The sequence below is a fragment of the Halarchaeum nitratireducens genome, from assembly GCF_017874695.1.
Lineage (GTDB): Archaea > Halobacteriota > Halobacteria > Halobacteriales > Halobacteriaceae > Halarchaeum > Halarchaeum nitratireducens.
In genome coordinates this window covers 412791-433274 of sequence record NZ_JAGIKY010000001.1, presented here as the reverse complement: position 1 = coordinate 433274, position 20484 = coordinate 412791, and the positions used below count along the sequence as shown (strand labels likewise).

The following is a 20484-nucleotide window of genomic DNA, read 5'->3' as shown; positions in this document are numbered from 1 at the left end:
CGCACCACAGGCGTCGGTCTACTGGCGACGCCTACCGACCCCGACGTGTGCGAGGACGGCAGTACCACAGGATACGGCGCGGGCGGTCTTAAAGGTGCGCGAACGCCCTTCCTCTCCGCCCTACTCGCTTCGCTCGCTGAGGACGGAGGCTCCGCGCTACCGACGACTGAAACGGTTCGTCTTCTCGCACCCCTCTCGCTTCGTCCCCGGTTCGGTACGTCGTCGTACCGGCTCCGCCGTCGACTCCCGTCGATCGTTATCGCGTCCGCTGTCCGCTCTCCGTGCCCGTTGCCCGCTGCCACTGATACGCGTACGTCTCGAACGTCGACGCGGAAACCGCGAGAGAGAAGTCGGGGGTTCGGTGACGGTCGGCGTTACGCTTCGGGAACGACGGTGAAGTCGGTCGAGATCCAGCCCTCGCTGTTCCCGTCCTCGGTGAAGACTCGGCGCTCGGAGTGTAGCTCGCGGCAGTTGACTGTCGGTGCCTCGTTCTCCGACTCGTCCGTCCTGCTCCGACCGTCGGGGTCGTCCGACCGCTCGACCCGAGACGAACGACGCGATGGTGACATACGCCTCGTTTAGGGACACCTAAAGAAAAAGGTACGGGTCTCGTCGCGAGCGCGGCGCACTCGACGGGTCGTCGGCCGAAGAAACCGAGTCCGCGTGATTCGCGCGCGATGCGGGGCGAGGACGCCGTTAGTTCGCCGCGGCCGCCGCGCTCTGCTCGCCGACCTTCCCGATCCGCCAGCGCAGGATGAGGACGATGGCGAGGCCGACGACGAGGACGGCGTTGATGATGTAGAGCGCCGTCGTGTAGCTCCCCGTGGATTCGAGGATGGTCGAGGCGAGGGTCGGACCGGCGACGCCGGCGAGACCCCACGCGGTGAGCGCGTAACCGTGGATCGCGCTGACCTCCTTCGTGCCGAACAGGTCGCTGAGGTACGCCGGCAGACACGCGAAGCCGCCGCCGTAACACGTGATGATGATGAACAGCGTGATGGCGATGATCCAGACGCCCGTGACCTGCGGGAGCATGAAGAACGCGAGGATCTGGATGACGAAGAACGCACCGTAGGTCGTCGTCCGGCCGATGTAGTCGGAGAGGCTCGACCAGAAGATGCGGCCGCCGCCGTTGAAGATCCCGATGTAGCCGGTGATGAACGCGGCCGTCGTCGCGGACGCGCCGCCGAGCGTCTGCAGGATCGGGGAGGCGTACGCGAGGAGCATGATGCCCGCGGAGACGTTGATGAAGATGATGAGCCAGATCATGTAGAAGCGCGGCGTCTTCCGCGCTTCCGCGGCGGTGAGGTTCGAGAGACCGGAGATGGCGGACTTCGCCTTCTCCTGTGCCGCTTCGGTCTGCTCCATGCCCGACGGGAGCCACCCCTCGTTCGGCTTGGCGAGGTAGCTCGCGCCGAGCGCCATGAGGACGAAGTAGAGCGCACCGAGCACGTAGAACGTCGTGGCGATGCCGGACTGCGTGTACTGCGCGGAGCCGGTGCTGAAGTTCAACATCAGCGCGTTACCGAGCGGGCTGGTGAGGAGCGCGCCGGCACCGAAGCCCATGACGGCGAGACCGGTCGCCATCCCGCGGCGATCCGGGAACCATTCGAGGAGCGTCCCGATCGGGGAGATGTAACCGAGCCCGAGCCCCATCCCGCCGATGATGCCGAAGGTGGCGAAGAACAGGTAGAGGCTCCCGATCTGTACGGAGAGACCGGCACCGATGATCCCGACTCCGTAGAGGACGGCGGCCGCGAGGCCGGACTTCCGCGGGCCGTACTTCTCGACGTAGCTGCCGAGGAACGCCGCCGTCATCCCGAGCACGAAGATGGCGATGGAGAACGCCAGCGAGACGCTCGAGGTATCCCAGCCGAGCGCGCTCTGGAGCGGGTTCTGGTAGATGCTGTACGCGTAGATTCCACCGATGGAGAGGTGGATGGCGACCGCACCGACCGCGATCAGCCATCTGTTCTTGTCTGCACCGTTATTACCCATGATCTTTGGTCTGAACTGCGGGGACCATAAACCCTCTCGATTCGGAATTACTAACCGGCGTTAAAGCGGCCGTAACTGCCGGATCTTTCTCGTGTTATGTATCTCGACTGCGCCCGAGGACGTCGAGCCGGAGGAACGCGGGGAGCGTGAGGAGGACGATGCCGGCCTCGAGCACCCCCGCGGTCAGGAACGCGGCGGTGTAGCCGGCCGCGTCGGCGACGACGCTCCCGACGACGAACCCGGCGAGGAAGCCGAGGTTGCCGAAGACGTTGAAGCCGCCCATGGCGACGCCGCGCTCGTCGTCCGCGGCGATGTCCGTGACGAGCGCCATCGTCGCCGGGGAGACGAGCGCCCCGCAGACCCCGAGGACGACCATCGCGCCCGCGGCGAGCGCGAGCGTCGGCGCGAGCGCGACGGCGATCACGACGGCCCCGTAGCAGACCGAGCCGACGACGATAGGGACCGTCCGTCCCACGCGGTCCGAGACGACGCCGAGCGGGTACTGGAGGAGCGCGAACGGCGCGAAGAAGAGCCCGAGGACGAGGCCCGCGCCGCCCGCGTCGAGGCCGAACGTCTCGCGGAAGTAGACGGTGCCGACGAGCGCGAAGAACCCCGCGGTGAGCCGGTCCATGAAGCCGAAGGCGTACGGGAAGCTGAGATCGGGAGTCGCGCGGACGCGCGCGGCGACGTCGCGCAGTCCGACCGCCCGGCCGTCCCCGCTCGGCGCGCGATCGGCCACGCGCGTCGCCAACAGCGCCGCGACGAGGAGTCCCGCGCCGGCGGTCCAGAGCGGGACGAGGACGCCCCGCTCGTAGAGCTGTCCCCCGAGCGGTGCGCCGAGCGCCGTCCCCGAGCCGATCGCGATGCCCGCCGCGCCCATGTTCTTCCCGTGGCCGCCCTCTAAGTCCATCAGCATCGTCATCGCCAGGGAGAGCGCGCCGATGGTGAACGCGCCCTGCGCGAAGCGGACGACGAGCAGGAGGGCGAACGGAACGTCGCCACCGCGGCCGAGGGCGGCGAGCGAGAGGTAGCCGAGCGCGCCGCCGAGCGCGCCCGCGACGATGAACGCCGTCCGGCGGCCGGTGCGGTCGCTCAGGTAGCCCCAGAGTCCGGCGAAGAGGACGAAGGCGACGAACTCGGCCCCGAGGAACCACGTGCCGGCGTCGAGCGACGGCGCGCGCCCGAGCGCGGCGACGAGATCGGTGATCCCCGGATAGAGGAGCACCTGGGCGAACAGGACGACGAAGACGACGAGGGCGAGGACCGCTCGGTCGCGCTGTACGGCCGAGGGGGCCCACCGATGCGCGTCGACGCCGAGGTCCATCCGAGCCGTCGTACACGCTCGACCCGATTATACGCGTCGCCTCGCGCGCCGCGGGCGCTGTCGGCGTGTTGTCGGTCCGGTCCGGCGGGGCGGCCGATGTGCGAACGGCCAAAGGGCCCCCCGACCTACCGTCCGGGACGCCACCGTGTCCTCTCTCCCGAACCCCGTCCGCGCCGTCCTCCTCCGGCTCGGCCTCGCGCTCTCCCGACTCGGGCTCGTCGAGCCCGCGAACGTCCGCCGCACGGCCGACCTCGCGTGGCCCCGCATCGTCACCGGCCTCGCGCGGATGTCGAAGGGGGCGGCGGACGTGGCGATGGTCGGCGTCGCCCTCGGCGCGAGCGCCATCGCGGGCGTCGGCTACGCCAGCCCCTACTGGGGGCTCGTGTTCGCGCTCGGCGGCGGTCTCGCCGCGGGCACCATCGCGCTCGTCTCCCAACGGTACAGCGCCGGCGCGACGGACGAACTCGCGCAGGCCGTCCGGACGAGCGCGCTCCTCGTCGTCCTCCTCTCCCTCCCGCTCGCCGCGCTGTTCGTCGCCGTCCCCGCGGACCTCGTCGGCCTCCTCACGGACGACGCGGCGGCGATCGGCTACGGGGCGGCCTACCTCCGCGCGCTCGGCGTCGGCGTTCCGCTCGCCGCGCTGAACCTCGTCGGCAGTCGCGCGCTCGTCGGCGCGGACGACGCGTGGACGCCGATGGTCGTCCGCGCGGGCGGCGCGGCCGCGAACATCGCGCTGAACGCCGTCCTCGTCTTCGGCTTCGATCTGGGCGCCGCCGGCGCCGGCTACGGCACCACAGTCTCGAACGCCATCGTCGCCGTCGTCTTCGTCGTCGGGTTCGCGCGCGGCGGGCTCCCGGGGCTCGTCGACTTCCCCGTGACCGTCTCCCCGCGCGGCCCGTACCTCCGCCCGGGGTTCGTCCGCGACGTCCTCACGATCGGCGTGCCGGTCGTCGGCCGAAACGGCATCTGGACGGTCGCGCGCTTCCCGATGCTCGCGTTCGTCGGTCTCCTCGGGAGCGACGTCCTCGCGGCGTACGTCGTCACTCGACGCGTCTGGGGTCTGTTGAACACGCCGGGTTGGGGGTTCGGCCTCGCCGCGAGCAGCCTCGTCGGACAGGCGCTCGGCCGCGACGACGAGGCCACAGCCGAGGTCCACGGCCGCGAGATCGCCGTCTTCTCGGCCGCCACCTACCTGCTCGCGGGCCTCCTCGTCGTCGCGTTCGCCGGACCGATCGTCCGCCTGTTCGTCGACGATCCCACCGGTCCCGTCGTTCCGATCGCCCGCGACCTCGTCCGCGTCGCCGCGGTCGCCGTCGTTCCGCAGGGGGTCGCCCGCGCCCTCGACGGCGCTCTCGACGCCACCGGTGACACCCGCTGGCCGTTCTACGGGCGCGTCGTCGGGATGTTCGTCCTCGCCGTCCCGCTCACCTATCTCGGCGCGACGACGCCGCTCGGGATCGGCGGGATCTACCTCGCGCTCTTCGCCGAGACGACCGTTCCCGCCCTCGTCAACTACTACCGCTTTCGCACCGGCGCGTGGCGCGCCATCAGCCGCGGCTACCGACCCGACGACGCCGCGGGCGACTGATCGACCTTCGAAGCCGAAGTCTTCTTCGCGTCTCGCTTACCTTCCGTAAGGGCAAGCCCGTTGAACCGGGAGGACGTAGACGCACGCATGCCCAGAACCGAGCGGATAGACGTCCAGGGGATGTCCTGCGCCAACTGCTCGGCGACCATCGAGGACGCCCTCTCCGACCTCGACGGCGTCGCCGAGGCGAGCGCGAACTTCGCGACCGACGAGGCGAGCGTCACGTACGACTCGGAGTCGGTGTCGCTCGCGGCGATCTACGGCGCGATCGCGGACGCGGGCTACGACCCCGTTGACGAGACGGTGACGATCACGATCACCGACATGTCGTGTGCGAACTGTTCGCATACCGTCCACGACGCGCTCCTCGGGACGCCCGGCGTGATCGAGGCGGACGTGAACTTCGCGACCGACGAGGCGCGCGTCCGCTACAACCCCGCGACGGCGTCGATGGCGGATCTCTACGACGCGATCGCGGACGCGGGCTACTCGCCCGTCCGCGAGGCGGAGACGGAGCGCGACCGAGACGACGACGAGAGCGCGGCGACGGCCGCGCGGCGCGCCGAGACGCGCAGACAGCGGAACCTCACGCTGTTCGGCGCGGCGTTCGCCCTCCCACTGTTCGCGCTGATGCTCGAAGGACTGTTCGCGCCCGACGCGCTCCCGGCGACGATCCCCGGGACGGACCTCCCGATGGACGTCGTCGGCTTCGTCCTCGCCACGCCGGTCCAGTACGTCCTCGGGAAGGAGTTCTACGAGAACTCGTACACGGCGCTCGTGACGAACGGCCGGGCGAACATGGACGTCCTCATCGCGCTCGGGTCGTCAACGGCGTACGTCTACAGCGTGGCGACCCTCGTGGGACTCGTCGCCGGCGGGACGTACTTCGACAGCGCCGTGTTCATCCTCACGTTCATCACGCTCGGCAACTACCTCGAGGCGCGCTCGAAGAGCCGCGCCGGCGAGGCCATCCAGTCCCTCCTGGAGATGGAGGCCGACACCGCGCGCGTCCTCCGGGACGGCGAAGAGCGTGAGGTCGAGGTCTCCGAGGTCGCGGTCGGCGATCGCCTCGTCGTCAAGCCCGGCGAGAAGGTGCCGACCGACGGCGTCGTCGTCGAGGGGGAGTCCGCGGTCGACGAGTCGATGGTGACCGGCGAGTCCGAACCCGTCGGCAAGACGCCCGGAGACGACGTCGTCGGGGGGACCGTCAACGAGAACGGTCGACTCGTCGTCGAGGCGACGAAGGTCGGCTCCGAGACCGCGCTCCAGCAGATCGTCGAGACGGTCCGCGAGGCCCAATCGCGCCAGCCCGAGGTGCAGAACCTCGCGGACCGCATCAGCGCGTACTTCGTCCCCGCGGTGATCGCCAACGCCCTCCTCTGGGGGATCCTCTGGTACGCCGCGCCCGCGACGCTCGCGGGGTTCGTCGACTGGCTTCCGCTCTGGGGGCTCGTCGGCGGCGGACCGGTCGTCGCCGGCGGGACGGTGAGCGTCTTCGAGTTCGCCGTCGTCGTCTTCGCCTCCGCGGTGCTCGTCGCGTGCCCCTGCGCGCTCGGTCTCGCCACGCCCGCGGCGACGATGATCGGCACGTCGATCGGCGCGACCAACGGCGTCCTCTTCACCGGCGGCGACGTCCTCGAACGCGTCCGCGACGTCGACACCGTCGTCTTCGACAAGACCGGGACGCTCACCGAGGGCGAGATGACGCTCACGGACGTCGTGGCGCTCGATCGCACCGCGGCCGACGGCGGCCGACCTGAGGGCGAGACGCGTGCCGACGGCGCCGGCGCCACCGCGGCCGCGGAAGGCGGCGAGGACGCGACGCCCGCCGATCCCGAAACGGACCTGCTCTACGCGGCCGCGAGCGCGGAGTCCGGAAGCGAACACCCGCTGGCCGACGCCGTCGTCGACGGCGCCGCGGAGCGCGGCATCGATCCGACGACGCCGACCGGCTTCGAGAACGCCGCCGGGAAGGGCGTGCGCGCGACGGTCGACGGCCGCGACGTGCTCGTCGGCAACCCCGCGCTCCTCGCCGACGCCGGCGTCCCGGTCGACGCCGCCGCGGACGTCCGTGAACGCCTCGAATCCGAAGGGAAGACGGCGATGCTCGTCGCCATCGACGGCCGGCTCGCCGGCGTCGTCGCGGCCGCGGACACGGTGAAACCCTCCGCGAAGCGCGCCGTCGACGGCCTGCAGGAGCGCGGCCTCACGGTGCGGATGCTCACCGGCGACAACGAGCGGACGGCGCGCGCCGTCGCCGACGAGCTCGGCATCCCCGCCGAGAACGTCCGCGCCGAGGTGCTCCCGGACGAGAAGGCGGACGCCGTCGACGCCATCCAATCGGACGGCTCGCGCGCCATGATGGTCGGCGACGGCGTGAACGACGCGCCCGCGCTCGCCGCCGCGTACGTCGGCGCAGCCATCGGCTCCGGGACGGATGTCGCCATCGAGGCCGCGGACGTCACGCTGATGCGCGACGACCCCGCGGACGTCCTGAAGGCCGTCAACATCTCGGACGCGACGCTCCGGAAGATCGAACAGAACCTCTTCTGGGCGCTCGGCTACAACACCGTCCTCATCCCGCTGGCCTCGCTCGGGCTGATGATGCCCGCGCTCGCCGCCGCCGCGATGGCGTTCAGCAGCGTGAGCGTGCTCTCGAACAGTCTCCTGTTCCGGCGATACGATCCGTCCGAGGAGTACTCGGTGCTGTAAGCCCGCACGGATTCTGCCCGGCAGGACTCGTCCTGCGGTGGTACGATCCGTCCGAAGCGTACTCGATGCTCTGAGGGACGTCGCGCTCAGCGGGACCAGTCCCGCTTTGCGCACGTGACAGTCGACGGAAACGCTTAGGCCGGGGCCGTCGCTATCCGTCGATATGTCGATCTCGATTCAACGCCGACGGTATCGCTTCGCAGTCACTCCCGTCCGCGGCGCGCGATGACGCGACGCGCGTCCGGCGTCCTCGGCGTGACGACGCTCGTGAGCGCCGATCACCTCCTCTCGCACGTCTACCTCCTCGCGTTCCCGCCGCTGTTCCCGCTCATCGCGGGGACCTTCGACGTCTCGGTGACGCGTCTCGCGGTGAGCGTGACGCTCATCTACGCCGCGCAGTTCCTCTGTCAGGTGCCCGCGGGCGAGCTCGTCGATCGAGTCGGGGGTAAGCGCGCCGTCGTCGCCGGCCTCGCGGTGACCGCGGCGAGCATCGTGGCCGCGGGGTTCGCCACCACCTACCTCCACGTTCTCGTCTGCGCGTTCCTCTCCGGCGTCGGCCAATCGCCGTTCCACCCGGGGAACTACGCGCTCCTCGACGCGGCCGGCGACGCCGACCGCGAGGGCAAACAGTTCAGCGTCCACTCCTTCGGCGGCTTCGTCGGCTTCGCCGCCGCGCCCGTGCTCACGACGGGCATCGCCGCGCTCGCCGACTGGCGCACCGCGCTCGTCGTCGTCGGGGCCGTCGGCCTCGTCTACGCCGGCGTGCTCGCCGTCGCGCTCGCCCCCGTCCACCGCCGCGCGCTCCGCGCCGTGAACGCCGCCGGTCCGTCCGACGACGACGCGGGGCGCGGGTCGCTCTTCGCCAGCGTCGGGTTGCTCACGCGCCCGCTCGTCGCCGGGATGTTCGCGTTCTTCCTGCTGGTGACGCTCGCAGACACCGGCCTTCAGACGTACACGACGGCGTTCGCGGTGGAACACCTCAGCCTCTCGACGGTCGTCGGGAACACGGCGCTGACCGCGCTCCTCGGCGTGACCGCGGTCACGGTTCTGATCGGCGGGTGGCTCGCGGACCGGTACGACGCCTTCGCGATCATCGTCGTCGGCCTCTCGTGGACGGCGCTCGTCCTCGGCGCGAGCGTCGCGTTCGACCTCGGCCGGACGGCGTTCGTCGCGGTGTGGGCGGTCGCCGGCGCGGGCTTCGGCGTCTCGCTCCCCGCCCGCGATCGCATCACGAACGCCCTCTCGGGCACCGAGGACACCGGCAAGAGCTTCGGCCTCGTCTACACCGGTCTGCCGATCGGCGGCGCGGTCGCGCCCGTCGTCCTCGGCGCGGTCATCACCCGCTTCTCCTACCTCGACGCCGTCGTCGCCATCGCCGGGTGTTTCTTCCTCGGCGCCGTGGTCGTCGCGGCGATGCGACGCAGACGCTGAGTCGCCCGTCGAGCGAACCGCTCTTCTCGCTCGCTCGCCTCATCGACGCGCGTGCGACTCTCCATCGACACCACTGATCGCCTCGCCGTGACGGACGTCACCGCGCGCGTCGCGGACGCGGTTCCGTCCGACGTCGAGCGCGGCGTCTGCACCGTCTTCGTCCCGCACACGACCGCCGGCGTCGTCGTCAACGAGGCCGAATCGGGGCTGTTGGACGACGTCGAGGCCGTGCTCGCGCGCCTCGTCCCGGACGACGACTACGCGCACGACGCGATCGACGACAACGCGGACGCCCACCTCCGCGCGCTCCTCCTCGGATCGAGCGTCAGCGTCCCCGTCGCCGACGGGTCGCTCGACCTCGGGACGTGGCAGTCGGTGCTCTTCGTGGAGTGCGACGGCCCGCGGACGCGCTCGATCGACGTCCGCGTCGCGCCGACGACCGAGTGACGCGTCGACGGTCGCGTGACCGCGCCGCTCAGCCGCCCGCCGATACGTCGTCGCGTGAGGCGAGTCGGCTCGCCGCCCGCCGACGCTCAGGACTGCGGATTGCCGGCCTCGACGTCGAGGACCGTCACCGCGTCGCCGACGGTGAGGGTCGCTCCCACCGTCGCTTCGGGAACCGCGGTGTTCACCGCGAGGCGATAGTGGTGATCGAACCACGCTCCGTCGGCCCACGCGGGCCGGGTCGCCTCGCGGCGCTCGACGAACGTCTCGCGGAACCCCTCGATCGCGTCGCCCGTCTCGGGATCGCGCGAGGGCACGGCGCAGCGCGAACAGGGGTTCGTCCCGAGGAACTCGGCGTCTCCGATTCGGAAGCGAACGACGTGCTCGCGGTCCGCGTACAGGCGGTCCTCCCAGAACGCGGGGACGCCGCCGATCTCCAGCGTCGGACGAAAGCGCCGGCGCACGCTCTCCGTCCCGAGGTCGAACCAGTCGCCGATCGCGTCGAGCGTCGCCGTCGAGACGACGGTCGGGCCGTGCGCCGTCGTGTCGTCGGGGAAGCCGCCCGTCCCGTCGTGGTCGAGCGTCACGGGATAGTCGAAATACGTCGAGAGCCAGTCGGCGGCGGCGTCGCGTCCGGACTCGTCGGCGAGCGAGACGGTAGTCGCTGAGAGCGCCCCGTCGGGTCGGGACTCGCGGTCGCGAGAGCGCGTGCGGAGGGCGAGCGCGTGATCGGCCGGGTCGAACGTCGCGTCGATCCCGTGGACCGCGGGCTCTCGCTTCCCGTTGACGTACCGGCCGTCGGCGTCGCGGATCGCGTACGCCCGGTCGTGGGTGAGCCCGCCGTCGGCGAGGACGCGTGCCCGCGTTCGCGGGTCCGGATCGAGTGACTTCACCGGATAGACCCGGATCCCGGCGAGGTGAGGATCGGCGTCGGTCATTCTGCCTCGGCGTTCGTCCCTTCCGCGTCGAGTCGTTCGAGCAGGTCCTCGCGGTGCTCGCGGCGCCGATCGAGGGCGCGTTCGCGGAGCGCACGCTCGTTCTCGCTCGGGCAGTCGAGCGACGGGACGGCCGTCGGCCGATCGTCGTCGTCGACGGCGACGAAGGTGAAGAACGCGCCCGTGACGTCCCACTCCTCGTCGTTCTCGGGGTCCTCCGCCCGCACGGTCGTCCGGACGGTGAGACTCGTCCGCCCGGCGTCGAAGACGTACGCCTCGATGGTGACCACGTCGCCGACGGCGATGGGCGCGTGGAAGTCGACGTGGTCGATGCTCGCGGTGACGACTTGCGTGCCGGCGAAGCGCCGGCAGGCGACCGAGGCGACGACGTCCATCCACTCGAGGATGCGACCGCCGAACGCGCGACCCAAGTGATTCGTTCCCTCCGGCATCAGGACCTCCGTCCGCTCGGTGAGCGACGACCCGAGCGTCGCCGAGTCTGTCATGCTCGGACCGTACGTCGTCGCCCCATTTAACTCGGGGGTGTCTCCGGGTGCGGCCGTCGACGGCCGCCCGCGCTCGCGCCCGTGTTCGTGTGGCGGACGCGGGCGTCTCTCAGGCGGTCAGGATCTCGAAGCGCGCACCACCCGCCGCACCCTCGGTCACCTCGATCGTCCAGCCGTGCGCGTCGACGATCTCCGCGACGATGGCCAGCCCGAACCCGACGCCGTCGCCGCCCGTCGAGTGCCCGGGTTCGAGGACGACGTCGTGTTGGTCCGGCGGGATGCCGGCCCCGTCGTCCGCGACGTAGAACCCTCCCCCGTCGTCGAGCGCGCCCACCGTCACGTCGTCGCCGCCGTGCTCGACGGCGTTCCGGAAGAGGTTCTCGAAGACGTGCTGGAGCCGATCGCGGTCCCCGCGAAGCGCTCGGTCGCTCTCGACGTCGAGCGTGGCGGCGCCCGTCTCGACGCGCTCCCAGCATCGGCGCGCGAGCTCGCTCAACCCGACGTCCTCCATCTCGCCGACCGTCCGGCCCTGTCGGGCGAGCGTCAGCGTCTCCTCGATGATCCCGTCCATCCGATCGAGCGCGTCCCGGGCTTTCGCGATCCGCTCGTCGTCGACGTCCGCCGCCATGAGCTCGAGGTAGCCGTCCGCGACGTTGAGCGGCGTGCGGAGGTCGTGGGAGACGACGCCCGCGAACGCGTCGAGGCGGTCGTTCTGCCGTTCGAGCTCCGCCCGCTGCGCGCGTAGCTCCTCCTCCCGATGGGTTTGCGCGAGCGCGGACTCGACGGTCCGCGCGAAGAGTCGAGCACGCCACGTCTCCTCGTCGTCGAACGCGTCGGTCTCGCGCGACCCGATCGTCAGCACGCCGTACGGTCCGAGCGGGAGCGTGATCTCGCTCCCGACCACCGTCTCCGCGTTGTACCGCCCCTCCTCCGCTCCGAGGTCGTCGTAGACGGCCACCTCGCCGTTCTGGAACGCCTCCCACGCGAGGCTCTCGCCGCCCGTGTACGTGGGGAGTCCGTCGAACACGGCGCGCGTCTCCGCCGTGGTCGCGGCCGGCCGGAGAGCGTCCGCGTCCTCGTCGTACAGCCAGAGGGTATTGAGCGGGCGATCGAGGACGCTTCGTGCCGTCTCGACGGCCTCGTCCGCGACCGCCTGCTGGTCGGCCGCGTCCATCAGTGACTGCGTGGACTGGTAGAGCGCGCGAAGCGTCTCCTCGCGGCGCTTCTGCTCGGTGACGTCGCGGATGACGGACACGAACCGCCGCTCGCCGTCGACGTCGAACCGGATCAGGTGGACTTCGACGGGGAACGTCGACCCGTCGTCCCGTTCGAGCTCTCCCTCGAAGCGCCGGCGATCGCCGTCGTCCATCCCCGCCAGTCGCTCGCGGACCTCGTCCGGCGTCGTCAGCCGGTCGGTCTCCCACACGGCCATGTCGAGCAGCGTCGACTCCTCGTAGCCGAGTTCATCGCACAGCCGGCGGTTCACCGCGCGGCGTCCCCCCGCGGCGTCGAGGACCTCGATCATGTCCGGGGAGTTCTCGAAGAGCGCTTCCAGTTTCGCCGCGTCGGCCTCCACGCGCGCCTCGTGTTCGTGGCGCTCGGTGACGTCCCGCTGGAAGCCGACGAAGTGCGTCAGCTCCCCCGCGTCGTCGTACAGGGGGGCGACGTCGACCTGATTCCAGAACGTCGTCCCGTCCTTCCGGTAATTCAGCACCTCGACGCTGACGTGCTCCTCGGCGTCGATCCCCGCCCGGAGCTCGGCGACGGCCGCCTCCGCGGTCTCCTCGCCCTGCAGGAACCGACAGTTCCGTCCGAGTATCTCCGACTCGTCGTAGCCGGTCAGCGCCTCGAAGCGCTCGTTGACGTAGACGAGGGGGTTGTCCGCCCGGTGGGGGTCGCTGATGGCGATCCCCACCGGTGCGGCCTCGATCGCCGGCAGTTTCATCTCGACGGCCCGATCGTCCCCCGCCGCGACGTCGAGGTCGCGGACGCGGTCGGCGAGCACGGCGTACTGCTCGGTCCCCCCGCTCTTCGGGAGGTAGTCGGTGACGCCGCGCGCGATGGCCTCGCTGGCGAGCTCCTCGCTGCCCGCTCCCGTGAAGAGGACGAACGGGAGGCGTTCGTCGCGTTCGCGGACGGCGTCGAGGAATGCGAGGCCGTCCATCGTCGGCATCTCGTAGTCGCTCACGACGCAGTCGAACTGTCGCGGGTCCTCGCGGACGCGTTCGAGCGCTTCCTCGGGTGCCGTCTCGATCGTGACCGCGAACCGCTCGTCGTGGCGGGTGAGCTGCGCCGCGGCCAGCTCGGCGACGGCCCGGTCGTCGTCGACGTAGAGGACGCGGATCTGCCGCGGCGGCGACCGTCGCTCGGCGGACGGCACGCGCGACGTCGATGGTGGTGTCCCGGACATACGGAGGTCGATACGAGACGTACGCTCCCGGCCACTTAACGTCCTTCGCCCGTCTCATCGTTGGATCTCGTTCGTCTACGATCTCGACCTCGGAGGCAACTGACCGCCTGCGCCCGCCCGCCCGCGTGCCGTGGGATCTTCGTCCGTCGTCCCGTCCGCGTGCCGGATTCCTCCCCGCGTCACGCCGCGTCGTGTGCGTCCGGGTCGGTCTTCCGGATCAGCGGATGTCGGACGTAGTCGTCGACCTCCACGTCGTCGAGCGACCGGAGGCCGCCGAGGCGCGCCATCTCGCGGAGACCGAGGTCGGGGACGTCGTCGGGGGAGACCGTGAGCACGTGGGCGTGCATCCGGTCGATGCCGGCGCGGGCCGCGGCGAGCGCCCGGTGGTGTCCGTCCACGAGCAGCGTCTCGTAGCCGTAGTCGACGACGATGAGCGGCTCCGCGAGCCCGTTTTCGAGCTCGTATCGTCGCCCCTCCAGCTCGTCCGCGTAGACGGAGCGTTGGGTCGGCACCAACTCGGAGACGGTGACGTCGCGCTCGGAGACCGGCACCTCGACGTCGTGCGTCCGTTCGAGGAGCTCGCGCGTGCTCTCCACTTTCGACGGCGTCGTGCGCTCGATCTGGCTGCGGACGGCGTCGCCGTTCGAGAACATCCCGAGGAGCCGGTCGTCCTCGTCGACGACCGGGAGGAACTGGTGGCCGGTGCGGAAGATGACGCGCGCGGCGTCCTTCACGGACATCTCCGGGCCGACGACGATCAGCTCGCGGGTCATCACCTCGTGCACGTGGACGTCGCCGTACACCTCCAAGAGGTCGATCGCGCCGACGAACCCGAGGAGGTGGTCGTCCCCGTCGACGACCGGGAGTCCGGTGTACCGCGCGCCGGCCGTCAGCCGGTCGACGACGTCCGTCACCCACGCCTCGGGCCCCACGGTGTCGACGTCGGTCCGCATGTAGGCGTCGACGCTGATCTCGTCGAACTCCATCGGCGTGAGCGTCGCGTCTCGCTCGTCCGTCATGGCGCGTTACGCCCCGTCGCGTTCGAGCGCCGGGAGGACGAACTCGTCGATCGCTCGGCGCGACTGGGCGGGCGCGTCGTCGTGGCCGAGCGAGATCTTCCGTGCGCGCGCGGCGTGGATGACGTCGGTGATGAGCTGGGTCATGTCGTCGACGTCGACGTCGGCGAAGACGCCGCGCTCGATCCCGGCTTCGAGGACGCGCGAGATGTTGCCGCGGATCGTCTCGTAGTGCTCGTTGAACGTCTCCCGGTGGCGCTCGTCGTGGCGGGCGTGCGAGAAGAGCTCGTGGTAGACGCGCATCCGCTCCCAGTGATCGAAATCGCCGACGTCGGGCCCGAAGAGGCACTGATCGAGGCGCTCGTCGAGGACGGCCCACGGATCGGCGTCCGCGGGCACCTCCGGATCGCTCTCGTACTGCGCGACGAGGTATTCGAGGAAGGCGGAGATGAGATCGTGCTTCCCGTCGAAGTGGTAGTGGATGAGCGTGCGGCTCTTCTCGAACTCCTCGCCAATGTCACGGACGCGGAGGTTGCTGTACCCGTGCTCGCTGAGCGCCCGAAACGTTGCCTCCATGATCGCCTCCCGCGTGTCGGTCGACGATTGGGACGTACTCGAAGCGGTCATACGAGAACGTACGGCTGAGAGCCTTATACGAGTTGTGAGGTTCGCGTGACTCCCCTCCGCGGGCGACACCGCACGATGGGGCGGCTCGCGCGTCTCAGAAGAGGCCGACGCCGAGCCCCATCGCCCACCCGTCCGCGGCGACCGAGGCGAGGATGAGCGCGCCGCCCGCCATGGCGACGTTCTTCTGGAAGTTGTTCACCTCGCTCTGCCGCTGCTCCTCGTCGACGTTCCAGAAGTCGTGCATCAGCACGGCGGACACGACGAGGAAGACGGCGAGCACGATCGCGGCGATGACGGGGAAGATCCCGACGACGACCCCGATCCCGCAGGCGACGAGGAGGGCGCCGGAGGCGAGCACGGAGAGCTTCGGCGCCGGCAGTCCCTTGTACTCGGCGTACTGCGCCATCCCCTCGGTGCCGGTGAAGTGCCCGATGCCGGTGTAGGCGAGGACGCCACCGAAGAGGAGGCGGCCGACGACGAGCAGGACGGCTTCGAGGCCCGTGCTCATCGCTCGCCCACCGTCGTTGTTCCGTGTGCGCCGTCCGTTCCGATCGGTCGTGTCGCGGCTGTCGTCATACTCCACCTCACGGCGGGTTCAGTCATCCGTCTTACGATTGGCCCCGGACGCGCGACGACCTCGCCCCTCGATTCCGGAGACGGCGGTTCGACTGGTCGCCTCTCCCGGACTCGTAGAACGTATCACCTAACCCGGCATTCGACGCCATTCTCGTCGTCAGTCGTTCACTCGCCGGTGAGATCGTCGCTCGCGACGCGAAAAGTTGACCGTATGGTACAATACGCTCGCCGGTCATCCGCTCGCGGGACGACGACCGGACGCGTCAGAAGGAGAGGTGGGACGTCGACCCGGGTCCCTCGTCGTCGTCCATCGGGCCCGCGTGGAGGAAGGTGTAGTCGTCGTCGGTGAGGTAGATCGTTTCGCCGTCGACGGCGACGTCGACGGACGGTAGGGTGGTGCCCGCGGCCTCGCCGTTGTCGCACTCGCCGGTGCACCTGTCGAAGAGCGACCCGTGCTTCGGGCAGATGATCTCGCCGTCGCGCATCGGCGCGCCGTCGCCCCGGTCGAAGCGCTGGCTCTCGTGCGGGCAGTTGTTGACCCACGCCTCGACGCCCGGGTCGTCCTCGCAGCGGACGAGGATCACCTCCTCCTCGTTCGTGAACAGATCCTCCGCGGTGAAGAGGTACGATCCGAGCTCGGGCACGTCGTCGAGCGACGCGATCTCGGTTCCGTCGACCATACGGTCAACCGACGAGCGACGCGGCCAAAAGCGTGCTGCTCGGGGACGCCGGGCGGGCCCCGGGGCGATCCCGTGTGTATGCCAAACCCGGTGTTTGCCCGTCGTCCCCGATCGCAGCACATGCCGGCGTTCCGACGAACGCCATTCCTCCGTAGTTTAGTGGCGCGGAAAAAGCTTACTGTCTGATTAGTCAACGCCGACGCGACCGCCCGGGCCCGACAGGCTTTACCATCTGGTCAACGTAGGCGAGCGCATGGCACGTAACCAGACGCCGCGCGACCGGGCGGACCCGGTCGCCGGCCAGACCGTCCGGCACGGGACGGGCGTCCGGTCCACTCGCGCGTTCCCGACCGAGGCGTACCCCCACCACCTCGATCCGTTCGTCCTCTTCGAGCGCTTCTACATCGACCCCGACAAGGGGTTCCCGATGCACACGCACAAGGGGTTCGAGATCGTCTCGTACATGATCGAGGGCGGGATGGAGCACGAGGACTCCCTCGGCGTCGAGCACACCGCCTACGAGGACGAAGCGATGCGGATCACGACGGGCCGCGAGATCAGCCACTCCGAGTTCCCCGCCGACGAACGGGCCTGCAACGGCCTCCAGCTCTGGGTGAACCTCCCGCGCGAGAAGAAGGACGTCGAGCCCGACTACGTCGACGCGAGCGCGGACGAACTCCCGACCGCGACGGACGACGGCGCGACCGTGACCACCGTCGTCGGCGAGGGCTCGCCCATCGCCCTCCACACAGAGATGGAGTACCTCGACGTCCGCGTCTCCGACACCTGGACGTGGTCGGTCCCCGACGGGTGGACCGGGTTCCTCTACGGCGTCGACGGCGAGGGAACGGTCGGCGGCCGCGCGTTCGGCGCCGGGGACGTCCTGCCGGTCACGGACGCCCGCGACGTCACCGCCGCGGCCGACGACGGCACGTTCCGGTTCGTCGCCGTCGCCGGCCGGCCCCACGACGAACCGATCCAGCAGCGCGGCCCCTTCGTCCTCTGAGGGGCGAGCGCGCCGACCGCGCGCCCGACTTTACCATATGGTAAGGCTCTTTACCAAGGCGGTGTGAGTGACGTGTATGGTAAACGTCGCGATCGTCGGCGGCGGCCCCGCCGGCCTCAGTGCCGCACAGTTCGCCGCGAAGAACGACCTCGAAACGGTCGTCTTCGACACCGGCGAGTCGTGGATGTACCGCGCGCACCTGTTCAATTACCCCGCGGTCCGTTCGATCAGCGGCGAGGAGTTCCTCCTCATCGCCCGCGATCAGGCCCGCGATCGCGGCGCCGACGTCCACGAGGACACCGAGGTCACGGCCGTCGAGCAGGACGGCGACGGCTTCGTCGTCTCCACCGACGACGAGGCGTACGACGCGGACTACGTCGTGCTCGCCACGGGCGCGAACCGCGACCTCGCCGAGAACCTCGGTTGCGAGTTCACCGACGAGGACGTCGTGGACGTGAACGTCGACATGCAGACGAGCGTCGACGGCGTTTACGCGACCGGCGCGATGGGCCGCGACACGAAGTGGCAGGCCGCCATCGCCGTCGGCGACGGGGCCTCCGCAGTCCTCGACATCCTCTCGAAGGAGAAGGGCGAGTACTACCACGACTTCGACGTGCCCGACGACGTCCCCGAACTCTGAGCCGGGACGGAACGACGCGGGCGCATCGGCTTCGAACGACCACGCGAGTATTCAGTACACAGGGATGGACGATCAGACGGCGAAGCGACTGCCACCGAGCGCGAAACTCGTATTGAAGGTGCTCGAACACGAGGGCGCGCTGACGCAGAAAGACATCATCGAACGCACCCGCCTCTCACAGCGGACGGCCCGCGAGGCGCTCGAACGCCTCCAAGAGAACGACGTCGTCGAGAAGGAGATGTACATCCCCGACGCCCGTCAGGACCTCTACAGCCTGACGACGAGCGAGGAGTAGCCGACGCGCCCGACGCTCAGCGCCGCCACGCCTCGCGAAGCGCGATCAGGACGCCGCCGAGCATCGCCACGTTCCCGAAGAACGCGAGTCGCTCGCCGCCGCGCCCCTCGTCGGGGTCTTTCGTCCAGAAGTCGTGCATCGTCAGCGTCACGACCGAGAGGAACGTCGCGGCGGCCCCCGTGGCGAGCCGCGGCAGCCGCCAGAGGGCGATCCCGACCCCCGCCGACACCATCGTCCCCGAGGCCAGCGGCGCGAGCACCGACGGCGCGGGAACGCCGGCCGATTCGGCGTACTCGATCGTGTCCTCCATGTCCCGGAAATCCTCGGTCGCTTGCAGCGCGAGACCGAGTCCGAGTGCGAGTCGTCCCAGCCGGGAGAGCGACGTGCTCGCGTCGTCGTTAGTCGTCATACCCTGCCGTACTGGCGGGAGACCCAAAAGCGTACGTGCGGGTACAGTCGACTCGATGGGTCTGAAAGTGTAAAATAATACATAAGTGTTGATGGGTTATACGTCGTTCGACTAGAACCGCCTTTCCGTGCGTATTCTGCCACTGATGCGCCTGCGAAGCACTGTCCGAGAGAAGCGGCACACGCTCACATATAATTGATACATTATATATCAGGTATATCATTCGGAAATCCACATGTCTCACGCGCTCCACGGCTGGCGGTAGCGTCGCGTCATTCTCGACGATTGGGTGGAGTGGTCTCGCTCTCAGGTCTCCGCGCCCCGACGGCCCGATCAACGCGCCGTTTGCGTATCGTAGACGAACACGTGGGTGATTCGGACCCTTTACGCGAATACGTCCGTAATCAAATCGCTTCGATACGGGGCCGAAACCCCGTCCTGTGCGTCGGTACTCCGATTCGGGTCCGACGCCGCGACGTGGCGTTCGGATATAACAGACGATACGGACGGGTCTCGGATCCGCCACTCGGCGTTTTACCGCCGCCTGCGGCGATTGATCGACCCGTTCCGCCGCCCTATCCATAACAATCTTTATATGCACACATTCGGATTACCGTGGTATGCCGAAGATTACCAGACGACGCGCTCTCGAAGGGCTCGGTGCGGCGGGTATCGCCGGTCTCGCGGGCTGCTCCAGCGGTCCCGCCGGCGACGGCTCCGGCTCGGAGGGGACCACGACCGGGAGTACGGGGGCGATGGAGATCACGCTCGGCCTCTTCACGCCGAACAGCGGAGCGTTCGCGCCGTGGGGGCCGTCGCTCGAGACGGGCACCCGGCTCGCCATCCGGGACCTCGAAAACGAACTCGACGTCTCGGTCGACCTCAACGTCTACGACACGAAGACGGACCCGAGCGGCGCGCTCGACGCGATGAAACGCGCCGTCACCGCGGACGGCATCGACTTCGCGCAGGGCGGCATCAACTCCTCCGTCTGCACGAAGATCGGGACGTGGGCGTCCGACAACAACGTCTCGTACATCGGACAGGGCGCCTCCGACTCCCTGCGCGGGGAGGCCTGTCAACCGTTCATGTACATGGTCTATCAGACGAACCACATGATGGCGACGACGATCGGCCGCGAGATGGCGGACGTCACCGACCGCTGGTACGTCCTCTACGCCGACTACGTGTGGGGACACAACGCGGAACAGGTGGTCACCAGCGCCGTCGAGGAGAACGGCGCGACGGTCGTCGGCACGGACGCGACGCCGTTCCCGAACGACGACTACACCCAGTACATCAACAACGTCGCCAACTCCGAGGCCGACGGCGTCGCGCTCCTCATCCCGGGCCCGGACGCCTCGCGCGCCGTGAAACAGATGCGAAATCAGGGGCTCACCGACGTCAAGATCGGCGCGCAGATGCTCGAAGACATGGTCTTCTGGGGCCTCGATCACGAGGCCGCCGCGATGGTCGACATCGCATCGATGGGGTGGGTGAACACCATCGACGGCGTCGGAGACTTCAACGACCGCGTCGCCGAGGCGGGCGAACTCGATCCGTTCGTGCGCCACGCGAAGTCCTACACCTCCGCCGACCAGCAGATCCGCGCGGCGGTCCGCGCCGGCTCCACGCGCGCCGAGGACGTCCGCGAGGAACTCGAAGGCCACGAGATCCAGAGCGCCGCGAGGGACATCCACGGCGGCGGCGAGATGTACTGGCGCGCGTGCGACCACGAACTCGTCTCGCCCGTCTTCAGCGCCACCGCGCGGGACGCGAGCGAGATGCAGGACGACCCGTACAAGCAGTGGTTCGACGTGACGGACACGACCCCGGGCGACGACGTCGTCCGCTCGTGTGCGGAGACCGGCTGTACGCTCTGATCTC

General features: G+C 69.5%; 19 protein-coding genes. 8 read left to right on the top strand and 11 right to left on the bottom strand.

All coding sequences use genetic code 11. The annotated features are described in order from the left end of the window. Positions 1-374: 374 nt before the first annotated feature. From J2754_RS01980 to J2754_RS01970, 3 genes are all read right to left on the bottom strand, one after another. Complete coding sequence (locus tag J2754_RS01980; RefSeq protein ID WP_188876919.1) at positions 375-569, bottom strand: hypothetical protein; 195 nt, start codon at positions 567-569, stop codon at positions 375-377. A 127-nt stretch (positions 570-696) separates the two neighbouring features. After that, complete coding sequence (locus tag J2754_RS01975) at positions 697-1998, bottom strand: L-lactate MFS transporter (RefSeq protein WP_188876920.1); 1302 nt, start codon at positions 1996-1998, stop codon at positions 697-699. 94 nt (positions 1999-2092) lie between these two features. Beyond that, entirely contained in the window at positions 2093-3322 is a 1230-nt protein-coding gene (locus J2754_RS01970; protein WP_188876921.1) for an MFS transporter, read from the bottom strand. Between the two features lie 145 nt (positions 3323-3467). Between J2754_RS01970 and J2754_RS01965 the strand changes: the two genes are divergently transcribed. The 4 genes from J2754_RS01965 to J2754_RS01950 all read left to right on the top strand — a co-directional run bounded on the left by J2754_RS01965 (position 3468) and on the right by J2754_RS01950 (position 9500). Further along, positions 3468-4910: an MATE family efflux transporter gene (locus tag J2754_RS01965; protein ID WP_211086536.1), complete on the top strand. Its 1443-nt coding sequence runs from the start codon at positions 3468-3470 to the stop codon at positions 4908-4910. An 87-nt stretch (positions 4911-4997) separates the two neighbouring features. Beyond that, positions 4998-7622: a heavy metal translocating P-type ATPase gene (locus J2754_RS01960; protein ID WP_211086535.1), complete on the top strand. Its 2625-nt coding sequence runs from the start codon at positions 4998-5000 to the stop codon at positions 7620-7622. A gap of 225 nt (positions 7623-7847) precedes the next feature. Further along, entirely contained in the window at positions 7848-9053 is a 1206-nt protein-coding gene (locus tag J2754_RS01955; protein ID WP_211086534.1) for an MFS transporter, read from the top strand. 51 nt (positions 9054-9104) lie between these two features. Beyond that, positions 9105-9500: a secondary thiamine-phosphate synthase enzyme YjbQ gene (locus J2754_RS01950; protein WP_211086533.1), complete on the top strand. Its 396-nt coding sequence runs from the start codon at positions 9105-9107 to the stop codon at positions 9498-9500. Between the two features lie 86 nt (positions 9501-9586). Here the strand turns inward: J2754_RS01950 and J2754_RS01945 are convergent, their stop codons facing one another. The 7 genes from J2754_RS01945 to J2754_RS01915 form a co-directional block, all read right to left on the bottom strand. Continuing rightward, on the bottom strand, positions 9587-10435 hold the full coding sequence (locus tag J2754_RS01945) for an MOSC domain-containing protein (protein ID WP_211086532.1): 849 nt from the start codon (positions 10433-10435) through the stop codon (positions 9587-9589). Beyond that, entirely contained in the window at positions 10432-10938 is a 507-nt protein-coding gene (locus J2754_RS01940; protein WP_188876928.1) for an acyl-CoA thioesterase, read from the bottom strand. Before J2754_RS01940 ends, J2754_RS01945 begins: the two co-directional genes overlap by 4 nt. A 109-nt stretch (positions 10939-11047) precedes the next feature. Further along, positions 11048-13348, bottom strand: coding sequence for a hybrid sensor histidine kinase/response regulator (locus tag J2754_RS01935; RefSeq protein WP_211086531.1), 2301 nt, complete (start codon positions 13346-13348; stop codon positions 11048-11050). Positions 13349-13527: 179 nt separating this feature from the next. Beyond that, the gene (locus J2754_RS01930) at positions 13528-14334 is read right to left on the bottom strand and encodes a CBS domain-containing protein (protein ID WP_188877346.1); all 807 of its coding nucleotides are present in this window, start codon (positions 14332-14334) and stop codon (positions 13528-13530) included. A gap of 39 nt (positions 14335-14373) precedes the next feature. Then, positions 14374-14991, bottom strand: coding sequence for a TetR/AcrR family transcriptional regulator (locus J2754_RS01925; protein WP_211086529.1), 618 nt, complete (start codon positions 14989-14991; stop codon positions 14374-14376). Between the two features lie 94 nt (positions 14992-15085). After that, on the bottom strand, positions 15086-15499 hold the full coding sequence (locus J2754_RS01920; protein WP_188876931.1) for a DoxX family protein: 414 nt from the start codon (positions 15497-15499) through the stop codon (positions 15086-15088). Positions 15500-15830: 331 nt separating this feature from the next. Then, a complete protein-coding gene (locus J2754_RS01915; protein WP_188876932.1) occupies positions 15831-16247 on the bottom strand; it encodes a Rieske (2Fe-2S) protein in 417 nt (138 codons plus the stop codon). 253 nt (positions 16248-16500) lie between these two features. Here J2754_RS01915 and J2754_RS01910 point away from each other — a divergent pair, with 253 nt between their 5' ends. From J2754_RS01910 to J2754_RS01900, 3 genes are all read left to right on the top strand, one after another. Next, entirely contained in the window at positions 16501-17253 is a 753-nt protein-coding gene (locus J2754_RS01910; RefSeq protein ID WP_211086528.1) for a pirin family protein, read from the top strand. A 76-nt stretch (positions 17254-17329) separates the two neighbouring features. Then, on the top strand, positions 17330-17893 hold the full coding sequence (locus J2754_RS01905; RefSeq protein ID WP_188876934.1) for an FAD-dependent oxidoreductase: 564 nt from the start codon (positions 17330-17332) through the stop codon (positions 17891-17893). A gap of 64 nt (positions 17894-17957) precedes the next feature. Continuing rightward, the gene (locus J2754_RS01900; protein WP_188876935.1) at positions 17958-18188 is read left to right on the top strand and encodes a MarR family transcriptional regulator; all 231 of its coding nucleotides are present in this window, start codon (positions 17958-17960) and stop codon (positions 18186-18188) included. 16 nt (positions 18189-18204) lie between these two features. Here J2754_RS01900 and J2754_RS01895 read toward each other — a convergent pair whose 3' ends face one another. After that, a complete protein-coding gene (locus J2754_RS01895) occupies positions 18205-18597 on the bottom strand; it encodes a DoxX family protein (RefSeq protein ID WP_188876936.1) in 393 nt (130 codons plus the stop codon). A 620-nt stretch (positions 18598-19217) separates the two neighbouring features. Between J2754_RS01895 and J2754_RS01890 the strand changes: the two genes are divergently transcribed. Next, positions 19218-20480 carry an ABC transporter substrate-binding protein gene (locus J2754_RS01890; protein WP_188876937.1) on the top strand — a complete coding sequence of 421 codons (1263 nt, stop codon included), beginning with the start codon at positions 19218-19220 and terminating at the stop codon, positions 20478-20480. Positions 20481-20484 lie beyond the last annotated feature (4 nt).